The sequence below is a fragment of the Brevibacterium samyangense genome (assembly GCF_039529845.1).
Lineage (GTDB): Bacteria > Actinomycetota > Actinomycetes > Actinomycetales > Brevibacteriaceae > Brevibacterium > Brevibacterium samyangense.
The window spans coordinates 11,642-22,941 of the sequence record NZ_BAAANO010000027.1 but is presented as its reverse complement, the minus strand read 5'-3'; the positions used below and the strand labels follow the sequence as shown (position 1 = coordinate 22,941).

Below are 11,300 nucleotides of genomic sequence, written 5' to 3'. Positions count from 1 at the left end.
GTGTGGTGGGGAGGACGGGCCTCCCCACCACCGGGGTGTGTTCTCACTGTAGGCGCGTCACGCGCTCAACCGGGTGCGGGCGACCGCGGGAACGATCTGTTGGACGAGCGAGTCCGTCTCCGCCTCCCGACGTTCCACGCCGAACAGGTTGAGCGTGCGGAACATCTGGCGGGCGACCGCTTCGAGTTCGGCGGGGTTGTGGTCACCGGTGATGCGCAGGAGGTCCCGCCACATGCTCTCCGCGGTCGGCACGCACGTGAGTCCGCGCCGCAGGAACCAGATCGCGCCGTTCGCATTTCCCTCGGCCGTCGACTTCTGGGCCGCGTGCGTGGCGATGGTCGTGAGGAGGACCCGGGCGTCACGGCGCGCGGTGTGGAACGCCACCCACGAGTACCCGCCGGTGTCCGGGACACTCAGTACCTCACCCCGGGCGCGGTCGAGGAGAAGCCCGAAGAGGTCGATCTCCTGCGCCGTCCCGAATCCGGTGTGCGCGACGTCGAGAAGCAGCTGCCACTCGTTCTGCACGTCGTGGAGCTCCCACCGTCCGTCCTCGCGCTGCCGCAGGCGGTGGCTGCCGTCGGTCGCCCGGCCCAACCAGGACTGTGCCGCGCGCACCGCCGCGGCGACGACGTCGTCGGACACGCCGCGCGGCCACACGATCGAACGGAGGACCGCGTCGTGCAGTCCCTCGCGGTGGAGGGCGACGGCCGCGATGAGCTCGGTGAGAAGCTCGCGCTGGGTCTCGTCGACCGGGCCGGGGGCCACGACCTCGACCCGTCCGAGGATGCGGACGACGGCGTCCGGGGTGCCGGTGAGTTCGCTCTGGAGCGACGCCGGGTCCTTGTCGGGGAACTGGAACGCCGAGGGCTGGGTGCTCCCGGAGGGGTCCTCCTCGTACGTCGTCACGTGCGAGATCGCCTGGTCCGCGGCCGCCCGGGGGTCGAGTCCGTCGATCTGTGCCTCCGGGGCCGACCGCGCGGTGTCCGCGAGTCGGAACAGGTGCGTGATCTGTTCGAGCTGCTCGAGGGAGATCCGGCGGGCCGAACCCTGGAGCCGGAAGATGTCGAGCGAGAGCGCCCCGTCCTGGCCGACGACGAACTTCCACCGTGACGCCGGGGTGTTTCCGAGGCTCACGACCGCGAGCGGCACCCGCTGGACGCCGATGAGGTCGTGGATCCGCGCCGATTCCTCGGCATCGGGTGCGCCCGAGGTGAAGACGATGCGGGGCCGCACGACCTGCGAGCCGCGTGCGGTACGCCCGGCGAGAACCCCGTCGACGCCCATACGCGCGAGGAGCTCCTCGGACTCCCGACCGCGTTCGGCGACCTCGTCGAGGACCTCGGTGAGGGACGCGGACTGATGGATACGTGTCGGCGCGATCGCGGAGAGATCGGACCCGAACCCGACGAGGTCGACGTCGATGCCGTCCGACCAGCAGTTCGTCGCGAGTTCGACGGCCATCGACATGAGGACCTCACGCGCGTACTCGGGCTGTCCCGCGACGGAGATGAGGCCGGGAGCCGCTTCGAGGTCGACGAGGATCTCGTAGCCGCGGGTGTCCGCGACGTTCACGAGTGCGGGGTAGGGCGCCGGAGCGTCGATCCGGTCCTCCGGGATGTCCTTGTGGTCGACGATCCACGCGGTGCTGCCCTCCGCCTGTCGCCACGGCCACGGCGGAGCGGACCCGGCACCGGAGGAGTGGTGGAGGACGATCGTCTCCGGACCCGCCATCACCATGCTCACCTCGGGCAGGGGCGTGTTCGTCTCCCGGCAGCCGAGTGCGAGGTACCGCAGGGCACGGTCGAGATCGAGCGCGAGACGTCCGTTCTCCGCGAGGCGCAGCATCCGTTCGTTCTGCACCGCCCCGTAGGGGCCGCGGCGGGCGCTGAGCGCCATGAGGATGCCGGCGACGAGGAGCCCGCCGCCGACCGCGTGGCGGACGTCGTCGGCCACGCCGCCCGGTGCCGCAGCGGTGAGATCGGCGACCGTCTGCGCGCCCTCGCGGTGCTCGGCGAGTTCCGCGGCGGTGAGCAGTCCAGGAGTCCCGGAGTCCCGGGAATCGGCGGTGCCGAAGGTGCCTGCGGCGCGCGGCGCCTCGGCGTTGTCCTGTTCGGCGCCGGCCGCGCCGGAGCCCTCGTCGCCCGAGCCCTGTGCGGAGTCGTCCCGGTCGCCGAGCATGCTGCCGGCGCCGGCTCCGAGGCCGGAGAGGTTCGCGGTCGCGGTCGACCCGGTGGTCGTCCGGGCGACGATGGACTCGGCGTCGGTGCTGTCGCCGGCGGCTTCCTCGACGGAGCCGCCGCCGTTCGCCGAGCTCTCGCCGCCCGTCGCCGTACCGCCGGGCACGGCGGGCGCCGGTGCCGCCTGGTAGATCTGCAGGCCGGGGCCCTTCGCATCGGCCGGGAGTTCGAGCGTCCAGCCGGGGAGGATGAGGTCCGCGTCGCGGAGCCTCGAGCCGTCGGCCTGCTCCTTGTCACGGTTGAGTTCGAAGATCTCCTTGTACCGCATGCCGTCGCCGAGGTACCGCTCGGCGATGTCCCACAGGGTGTCGTAGTGGCGCCCCTGCTGCGGTTGCACGACATAGGAGATGACGGTGCCGTCGGACGTGGTGTGCTTCCCGGTCGAGTCGCCGACCGAGCCCTGCATCGTGAAGGATGCGTTCTGCACCGCCATGTTGTGCTCGACGATCGCGACCTCGTGCATCTCGCGCTGGATCTCCGCCTCCGCAGCGGCCTGCGCGCCCGAGGGCGCGGTGAGGCTCTGGAAGCTCGGGGCGAACGACGAGGCGCTGAACAGCAGCATCATCGAGGCGACGAGGCGCCGCGTGAGGATCCCGGCGCCGCCGGGGCCCAGCCCCGTGCCGTACCGGCGCTTGTTGCGGAACCAGCGGACGAACTCGAGCGCGAGGCTCACGGTGAAGTAGGCCCAGGCGAGCCACAGGACGATGATGAAGACCTGGAGCACGAGCGAGGAATCGAGGCCGCGCGAGAAGAGCGCGAGCCCCTCGGAGGCGAAGTCGGCGAACGGGTTCCCGAGGAACGCCGCGAGTCCGATCGGCAGTCCGACGACGACGAGGAGCGTGCCGATGATCGCGGCGATGCCCTTGAGGATGTCGGAGCGGCGGGCCTGCGGGGTCTCGTGTCCCTGGTGGGGGAGGCGGGTCGTGGGGGTGTACGTCATGCGTGCTGTCCTCCTCAGGGAACCACGATGGTCTGGACTTCACGGACGGCGACACGGGTGATGCCCTGACGGATGCTTTCGCCGAAGCGGCGCCAGGAGTTCCCTCCGTCATCGCTGATCATCACGTCCCAGGTCGCGTAGGAAACGGCGGAGTACACGCCGGCGATCTGGTTGCGGGACGATCGCTCGTAGACATGTGTGCACAGGGGCGAGAACTCGGCGAACGGGCTGTTCTCCCAGCGGTTGATCACGTCCTGCCTCGGATTGATCGAACTGCCGTAGCACGTGTCCTTGGGCTTCCCGGGTCCCTCACCGTCCGGGTAGACCTCGAGGCGGGTGAGGAACGCGGTCATGAGCGCGCCGTTCGGCGTTTCGAGCGGTTCGAGGTACATGACCCCGCCGGGGTTGCGCTGCATTCCTGCTGCATCGAAGTAGAAGATCGTGTTCTGCCCGACGCGCGCGCCGTCCTCCGGCTTGTAGGAGACCGTGGTGGCGGGGAACCGGTTCGAGTCCTCGACGAGCTCGATGAGGGGCTCGTACTCCTCGGGCAGTCGTTCCGCGTTCCGGAACTCTTCCTCGGTGTAGGACGTGTGCGAATAGGTGAATTGCAGTTCGCGCACCTGGGTCTGGGCGAGGTTGATGCCCTCGTACCGGAGGATGCAGGTCTCGAGGTAGAGGTTCTCCCCTTCCGCGAGCTGTTTGTTCGGGACGACCTTGGCCTGGTCCTCGATCCAGCACTCCGGCATCCGGGGATCGCGGAGGTCGCGGAACCAGTCCTTGTCGACGTCGAGGAACTCCTTGATCGTCTCGTGGCGCGGGTTCTTCCAGTTCGAGCACCAGTACCCGAAGTTGTGGTCGTTGATGTAGTACCGGCAGTTGCCGTCCTCGGTGGTTTCCCCCGCGGCGGCCGCCGGCACGGTGGGTGCCAGGACGAGGGTCGTGACCACAACGAATGCCGCCATGACTGCCGCGAGAATCCGCCGTGGTGTTCGGCGCGAGAGAGCGCCCCGGGGACCTGTAGTCGACATCGTCACCATTCCTCCACCTCGAGAGAGACACCGGCGCAATCCGCATCGGGCATCTCCACCACGGCATCCACCTTGAGTTCTCCGTCCTCCGACACGAGGTTCAGGAACCGGCCGACCGCCCGGACGGAGCCGAAGACCTCGCCGGAGTCGTCACGGGTCACCCCGCCCGTCGTCGTGCAGCCGTACACGTTCGCCGTACCACCGAGTTGTTCCGCCTCCGTCGCCACGAACGGCACGGGACCGATGAAGGTTCCCTTCCCGGAGACGCCGAGGACGCCGGAGTTCGAGTCCTGCATGTTCCCCGTCGAGAGGTCCTTGAGCTCTCCCGAGCCCCAGTTCTCGTCGTTCGCGGCACGGGTGAGGGCGGCGTAGTACTCGGCGGCGATGCGGCCGGGTTCGCTCGACGCGGCCTCCGCGCCGGTGAAGGTCGTCATCTCCGTGGCGGCGCCGAGGCCCACGTCACGGTACCCCGCGTCGTCGACCTCACCGGAACCGCCGCCGCTCCCGCGCTCGGGAGCGCTGTCCTCTCCACCCTCGTCGGCCGGGGGAGCGGACTCCTCGGACGCCGGCGCCTCGGTCGGATCGCCGCTGTCGGCCGGTGTGCTCGACTCCACGGGCGCCTCGGTCGCGCTGTCGGGAGCCACCGATCCGCTGTGCCCTCCGGGCACGACCTCGCTGTCGGCACCACCGCATCCGCTCAGGAGCGCGAGTACGCACACCGACGACAGCGCGAGGCCGGTGAGGCGGCGCATGCGTGACGGCTCGTCACGAGTGGTGTCGATCGAACGGGACAGCGGAAGAACCACGGGCACCTACGGGCTGAGTCGGACCACCTACGGGTCTGTATCGGACAGGGACGGCGGCATTCGGACCTGGAATACCAACGACCACTGTACTGTCCGGGCCTGACACGGACCACAGCCCGAGGGCCCGCCGGGTACCGATCCTGCAACAGACCTGTCCGGCGGGTGAACTCTGTGCGTCAGCGTCCGAAGAGACGCTTGAAGAAGCCCTTCTTCTCCGGCTTCTTCTGCTCCTCGGCCTCCGTGCGCTCGTCCGCCGCCGTGCGCTCGACCTCCGCACGTTCGCCTGCCTCCGTGCGTTCGGCTGCCGGCTCCGGCTCCGTCGGCGCCTGCGGGGCCGAGGCGCTCTCCGCGATCGAGTCCGCGTCCGGCGAGGCGATCGGAGCCTCGACGACGGGTTCCGTCGTCTCCTCCTCGTGGACCGTGGGCTGCGTGTCCGTGGGCGCAGCGTCCGCGGCCGAGGTGCTGCTCGCTGCCGCAGGGGCCTCCGGCGCCCGGACACCCTCCTCAGCAGCGGCAGCCGGGGCCGAGGCGGCGGGAGCCGGTGCCTGGGGTGCCACGATCTCCGGTGCCACGACCTCGGGAGCCACCGGAACCGCTCCGCCGGCGGCGGTGCCGGGGGCGATCGGGGTGACGGGTGCCTCGGGAACGGACGGGAGCGCAGCGACGAGCTGCGCGTACTCGGCCTCGAGTGCGGGGGAGAGCGGCTGGTGCATCTCCGCGTTCACCACGCGGTGCAGCTCGTCGAAGGTGATGTCCGCACTGCCGTCGGCGGCGAACAGGCGCATCCGGGTCTTCTTCTCCGCAGCCTCGTCCTCGGTGACGTCGAGCGCGACGAGGGGGAATCCGCGCAGGTGGGCGTAGGAGCGGAGGGCCGCGGCGTGGTCGGAGACGGTCGTCGTCTGCAGGCCGGCGGCGACCGAGCGGACGAGGGTGCGGATCTCCGGCTCGCCGAGTGCGAGGTCCGGGTGGTCGACGAGGAGCCACACCGTGGTACCGCCACCGGCAGGTGCGGGGTAGTGGGTCCACAGTCCGGTGAGGAGCTTCGCGACGAGGGTGTGGCGGAAGGCCGTGTCCTCGTCGGCGCTCACCTCCTCCTCGGTGAGTTCTGCGATGCCGAGGCCCGCGGTGTGGGTGCGGAGCGCCTCGGCGGTGCCGATGACGGCGGGCGGAAAACCGTTGATGTTGTCCCACGCCCAGTGCCACGACCCGAGGCGTTCGGAGAACGACCCCACCATGTGCGGCGTGACGACGAAGGGCGGTTCCTTCGCGAAGGAGAGCGAGGGGGAGTCGGAGAAGTCGACGTTCCACTCGGGAGCGTTCCCGTCCTCGTCCGCGAGCAGCGCACCGAAGTGGCTCTGTGCCTCCGTCGAGAGGAAGACAGCGCGGTTGACCAGGTCCTGGAGGGATTCGCTCATGCCGTCAGAGTAGCAAGGCGCACATGCCGGGATGACGCCGGACGCGACGCGGCCCCCACCTCCGGGAGGAGACGGGGGCCGGTGCAGAGACGCCGGGTGCGTCCGGTGGACGACCCGGGCGTTCCGCGGGTCAGGCGTTCAGCAGGCTCTTGAGGACGGAGACGAACATGTTCTGCCCGTCGACGCCCGTGCGGATGCCCGCGGCGGTGTCCGCACCGAAGCCCGCCTCGACGGCGTGCTCGGGGTGCGGCATGAGGCCGACGACGTTGCCGCGCTCGTTCGTGATGCCGGCGATGTCGCGGCGCGAACCGTTCGGGTTGACGTCCAGGTAGCGGAAGACGACGCGACCGGACTCCTCGAGCTCGTCGAGGACGTGGTCGTCGGCCATGTAGCCGCCCTCGCCGTTCTTGAGCGGGATGACGATCTCCTCGTTCTCCCCGTACATGTTCGTCCACGCGGTGTTCGTGTTCTCCACACGGAGCTTCTGATCACGGCAGATGAACTGCTGGTGATCATTGCGGATGAGGCCGCCGGGCAGCAGGTGTGCCTCGCAGAGGACCTGGAATCCGTTGCAGATGCCGAGAACGGGCATGCCGCCGTTCGCGGCGTCGATGACGGAGTCCATGATCGGGGCGAAGCGGGCGATCGCACCGCACCGCAGGTAATCGCCGTAGGAGAACCCGCCGGGAAGGATGACGGCGTCGACGTCGGAGAGTCCGGAGTCGGCGTGCCAGAGGTTGACGGCGGTGGCACCGGAGAGCTTCACGGCGCGCATGGCGTCACGGTCGTCGAGCGTTCCCGGGAAGGTGACGACACCGACCCTGATGTTCTCCGCGCCGGGGGTGGCCTCGGTGGAGGCGGGGGCGCCGATGAGCGGCGCGGTCACTTCGCGGCCTCGGCCGGGTCCTCGACGCGTACGGCGACGACGTCCTCGATGACGGGGTTGGAGAGGAGCTTGGTGGCGGCCTCCTCGACCTGCGCGAGCACGGCGTCGGTGATGTCACCGTCGACCTCGAGCTCGAAGCGCTTGCCCTGGCGCACGCTCGTGAATCCCTCGAAGCCCAGACGTGCCAGACCGGTTCCGATGGCCTTGCCCTGCGGATCGAGAATCTCCGGCTTCGGCATGACCTCGACGACGACACGTCCCATGTGCATGTTCCCTTCAGATGATGAACGCTCCGGCGGCAAGTCTACCAACGTGCCCGGGGCCGCTGTGCGGCCCACGGCGTGCTCCGGACCACACCCGCCGAATGCCGCCGAGGCGCCCCGACAGCGGGTGCTGAGGGACGCCTCGGCGGGTGGGGGAGTGCGCTCAGGCGAGCGGGAAGGCGGTGCCGGTGATGCGTTCGAAGGCCTCGATGTAGCGGGCACGGGTCTTCTCGACGATCTCCTGCGGCAGGGCCGGGGGAGCGACGTCGGAGTTCTTGTCCCAACCGCTGTCCGGGCCGGTGAGCCAGTCGCGGACGAACTGCTTGTCGAAGCTCGCCTGGGCCTTGCCCGGGGCGTACTCGGCGGCGTCCCAGAACCGCGAGGAGTCCGGGGTGAGGACCTCGTCGGCGAGGACGATCGCACCGGAGGCGTCCCGGCCGAACTCGAACTTCGTGTCCGCGAGGACGATGCCGCGCTCGCGGGCGATCTCCTCGGCACGGGTGTAGATGCGCAGCGTGAGGTCACGCAGGGCCTCGGCGTCCTCGGCCCCGAGGATCTCGCTCGCCCGGGCGAAGTCGATGTTCTCGTCGTGGTCGCCGATCTCCGCCTTCGTCGCGGGGGTGAAGATCGCCGGTTCGATGCGGTCGGACTCGCCCATGCCCTCGGGGAGGACATTGCCGCACACCGCGCCGGTGCGGCGGTAGTCGGCGAGGCCCGATCCGGTGAGGTACCCGCGGGCGACGCACTCGACGGGGAACATCGTGAGGGGTGTGCACACCATGGCCCGATGAGCTACCTCGGCGGGGACCTCGGCGTCCGGCAGGATGTGGTTGCCGATGACGTCCGAGAGCTGGTCGAACCACCACATGCTCAGCCCGGTGAGGACCGCGCCCTTGTCCGGGATCTCCGAGGTAAGGACGTGGTCGTAGGCGGAGATGCGGTCCGAGGCGACCATGAGGATGCGGTCGGCGTCGGCGAATCCGGTGGCGCCCTTCGGGACGTAGATGTCACGGACCTTGCCGGAGTAGACGTGCGTCCACTCGGGCAGGTCGTAGGTGGGGGCGGGAATCGTGGTCATGCGAAGTCCTGTTCGTTGCGGGGCCGGCTTCTCTGCGGGGCCGGCGGGGCGCCTCGGGAGGCCGGAACCGGTGGGCCCGGGGCCGGCAGCGGCGGTTCAGCCCCGGGTGGGGACGGAGATGCGTCCCTCGGCGGCGGCGAGGGCGATGTCGGAGCGGTGCTGTTCGCCGTCCCAGTCGATGAGGTCGACAGCGGCGTACGCGCGCTCCCGGGCGGCGTCGAGGGTGGCGCCCTTCGCGACGACGGAGAGGACGCGGCCGCCGGAGGTGACGATCTCCCCGTCGGGTGCGGTCGCGGTGCCCGCGTGGAGGACCATGACGTCCTCGAGGTCGGCGGCCTCCTCGAGCCCACCGATCGCGTCGCCGGAGCGGGGGGAGTCGGGGTAGTTCTCGGCCGCCAAGACGACGGTGACGGCGTAGTCGTCCGACCACTGCAGGGGCTCGATCTCCGCGAGGCGCCCCTCGGCGGCCGCGAGCATCACCTGGGCGAGCGGCGATTCGAGGCGGGCGAGCACCGACTGCGTCTCCGGGTCACCGAAGCGCACGTTGAACTCGATGACCTGGATGCCGCGCGAGGTGAGGGCGAGGCCGCAGTAGAGGAGTCCGACGAAGGGGTGGCCGCGGCGGGCCATCTCGTCGACGACGGGCTGCGCGACGGTGCGGACGATCTCCTCGACCATGCCCTCGGGAGCCCAGGGGAGGGGCGAGTAGGCGCCCATGCCGCCGGTGTTCGGGCCCTCGTCGTTGTCGCGGATGCGCTTGAAGTCCTGCGCGGGTTCGAGCGGAACGGCGGTCTTCCCGTCGCAGAGGACGAAGAGGGAGACCTCGGGGCCGTCGAGATACGACTCGATGACGACGCGGTCGGAGACGCTCAGGCAGCTCGTGGCGTGGGCGAGGGCGGCGGCGCGGTCCTCGGTGACGACGACGCCCTTGCCGGCGGCGAGGCCGTCCGCCTTGACGACGTACGGGGCGCCGAAACGGTCGAGTGCCTCGGCGGCCTCCTGTTCGGAGGTCGCGGCGACGGCCGAGGCGGTCGGTACCCCGGCGGACTCCATGATCTCCTTCGCGAAGGCCTTCGAGCCCTCGAGGGTCGCGGCCTCCTGGCCGGGACCGAAGACGGCGAAGGACGCCTCGCGGAGGGCGTCGGCGACGCCGGCGACGAGGGGTGCCTCGGGGCCGACGATGACGAGGTCGACGTCGAGTTCCTCGGCGAGAGCGGTGACCGCGGCCGGGTCCGTGGCGTCGACCGGGCGGGTCTCGCACAGGAGCCCGATACCGGGGTTCCCGGGGGCGGCGATCACCGCCTCGACCTGCGGATCACGGGAGAGGGCGGCAACCAGGGCGTGTTCGCGGGCTCCGGGCCCGATGACGAGTACCTTCACGGGGACAAGGATAGTGGGCGGGGCGGACACGGCCCGCCCCGCCCACCGAGTACCCCGGCGGACCCCTCAGGCGTGGGGATCCACGAGGATCTTCACGTGCGATTCGTTGTTCTCGATGAGCTGCTGGAATCCGCCGGTGACGAGGTCGTCGAGGGGAATGCGCGCCGTGATGAACGGGGCGAGGTCGAGCTTCCCGGATTCGACGAGTTCGATCGTCGCCCGATGGTCGTTCGCGTAGCCGATGGTGCCGCGCAGGTCGATCTCCTTGAGGACGAGCTTCGGCATGTCGACCTCGGGTTTGTGGCCCCAGATGGAGACGTTGACGACGGTACCGCCGGGCCGCACCGCATCGATGAGGGTGTCGAGGACGGCAGGGACGGAACTGCACTCGAAAGCGACATCGGTGCCCTCGTCGTCCGTCCGTGCGCGCACGGCCTCCGCCACGTCGCCGTCGCGGGGGTCGAACACCTCGTCCGCGACGCCCGCGTCGCGCGCCATCTGCTTGCGCTTCTCGGAGAGTTCGGAGATGTACACCGTGAGGCCCTCGGCCTTGAGGATCGCGGCGGTGAGCAGCCCGATCGGGCCCGCACCGCCGACGAGTGCGGTCTGCCCGGAGGCGGCTCCGGACCGGACGAACGCGTGGTGCGCCACGGACAGCGGTTCGATGAGCGCGGCCTCGTCGAGTGCGACGTCATCGGCGATCGGATGGACCCATCGGCGTTCGACGACGATCTTCTCCGCGAGGCCGCCTCCGCGACCACCGAGCCCGATGAAGTTCATGTCCTTCGACAACTGGTATTCCTTGCCGGGGCCGACCTCGACGTCGTCGCGGATGATGTACGGCTCGACCACGACCTTCTGGCCGACGTGGAGGTCGGTGACGCCGTCCCCGAGGGCGTTCACGGTGCCGGAGAACTCGTGGCCGAGGGTGACCGGCGCCTCTTCGCCGGAGATGGGATGCGGATGGCCCTTCGGCGGGACGAAGATCGGGCCTTCGAGATACTCGTGGAGGTCGGTGCCGCAGATCCCGCACCAGGCGACGTCGATGCCGACGGTGCCCGGGAGCAGTTCGGGTTCCGGGATGTCCTCGATGCGGATGTCCTGGCGGTCGTAGAAACGTGCTGCCTTCATGGTGACTCGACTCCTTCACATAAGACGCGTGTGGAAACGTGATCCGCGTGGTGCGGATCACGTGTCCCATATTCGTGGGTACGCATGAACGTTCGCTGGACGGCACCGGCCTCCCGGACGTTCCGGGGATCCGCGG

9 protein-coding genes are annotated in these 11,300 nt (G+C 69.9%); all 9 read right to left on the bottom strand.

The genetic code is table 11. From position 1 onward, the window contains the following. Window positions 1-57 precede the first annotated feature (57 nt). On the bottom strand, window positions 58-3,177 hold the full coding sequence (locus tag ABD172_RS13010) for a LysM peptidoglycan-binding domain-containing protein (RefSeq protein WP_344310278.1): 3,120 nt from the start codon (window positions 3,175-3,177) through the stop codon (window positions 58-60). 14 nt (window positions 3,178-3,191) lie between these two features. Then, a complete protein-coding gene (locus tag ABD172_RS13005) occupies window positions 3,192-4,139 on the bottom strand; it encodes a hypothetical protein (protein WP_344310276.1) in 948 nt (315 codons plus the stop codon). A 68-nt stretch (window positions 4,140-4,207) separates the two neighbouring features. After that, window positions 4,208-5,011, bottom strand: a complete 804-nt coding sequence (locus tag ABD172_RS13000) for a hypothetical protein (protein WP_344310274.1) — start codon at window positions 5,009-5,011, stop codon at window positions 4,208-4,210. A 176-nt stretch (window positions 5,012-5,187) separates the two neighbouring features. Continuing rightward, on the bottom strand, window positions 5,188-6,426 hold the full coding sequence (locus ABD172_RS12995; protein ID WP_344310272.1) for a DUF6882 domain-containing protein: 1,239 nt from the start codon (window positions 6,424-6,426) through the stop codon (window positions 5,188-5,190). Between the two features lie 130 nt (window positions 6,427-6,556). Next, a complete protein-coding gene (gene purQ, locus ABD172_RS12990; protein WP_425546690.1) occupies window positions 6,557-7,312 on the bottom strand; it encodes a phosphoribosylformylglycinamidine synthase subunit PurQ in 756 nt (251 codons plus the stop codon). Continuing rightward, on the bottom strand, window positions 7,309-7,575 hold the full coding sequence (gene purS / locus ABD172_RS12985; RefSeq protein WP_344310270.1) for a phosphoribosylformylglycinamidine synthase subunit PurS: 267 nt from the start codon (window positions 7,573-7,575) through the stop codon (window positions 7,309-7,311). Before purS ends, purQ begins: the two co-directional genes overlap by 4 nt. Window positions 7,576-7,738: 163 nt before the next feature. Next, window positions 7,739-8,653 carry a phosphoribosylaminoimidazolesuccinocarboxamide synthase gene (locus ABD172_RS12980; protein WP_344310268.1) on the bottom strand — a complete coding sequence of 305 codons (915 nt, stop codon included), beginning with the start codon at window positions 8,651-8,653 and terminating at the stop codon, window positions 7,739-7,741. Window positions 8,654-8,749: 96 nt separating this feature from the next. After that, window positions 8,750-10,033, bottom strand: coding sequence for a phosphoribosylamine--glycine ligase (gene purD / locus ABD172_RS12975; protein ID WP_344310267.1), 1,284 nt, complete (start codon window positions 10,031-10,033; stop codon window positions 8,750-8,752). 66 nt (window positions 10,034-10,099) lie between these two features. Further along, on the bottom strand, window positions 10,100-11,164 hold the full coding sequence (locus ABD172_RS12970) for a 2,3-butanediol dehydrogenase (protein ID WP_344310265.1): 1,065 nt from the start codon (window positions 11,162-11,164) through the stop codon (window positions 10,100-10,102). Between the last annotated feature and the right edge of the window lie 136 nt (window positions 11,165-11,300).

Coding starts and splice junctions, on each gene's coding strand:
- ABD172_RS12995 (WP_344310272.1), bottom strand. CDS start 6,426: ATGAGCGAATCCCTCCAGGACCTGGTCAACCGCGCTGTCTTCCTCTCG.
- purS (WP_344310270.1), bottom strand. CDS start 7,575: ATGGGACGTGTCGTCGTCGAGGTCATGCCGAAGCCGGAGATTCTCGAT.
- ABD172_RS13010 (WP_344310278.1), bottom strand. CDS start 3,177: ATGACGTACACCCCCACGACCCGCCTCCCCCACCAGGGACACGAGACC.
- ABD172_RS13005 (WP_344310276.1), bottom strand. CDS start 4,139: ATGGCGGCATTCGTTGTGGTCACGACCCTCGTCCTGGCACCCACCGTG.
- ABD172_RS12970 (WP_344310265.1), bottom strand. CDS start 11,164: ATGAAGGCAGCACGTTTCTACGACCGCCAGGACATCCGCATCGAGGAC.
- ABD172_RS12980 (WP_344310268.1), bottom strand. CDS start 8,653: ATGACCACGATTCCCGCCCCCACCTACGACCTGCCCGAGTGGACGCAC.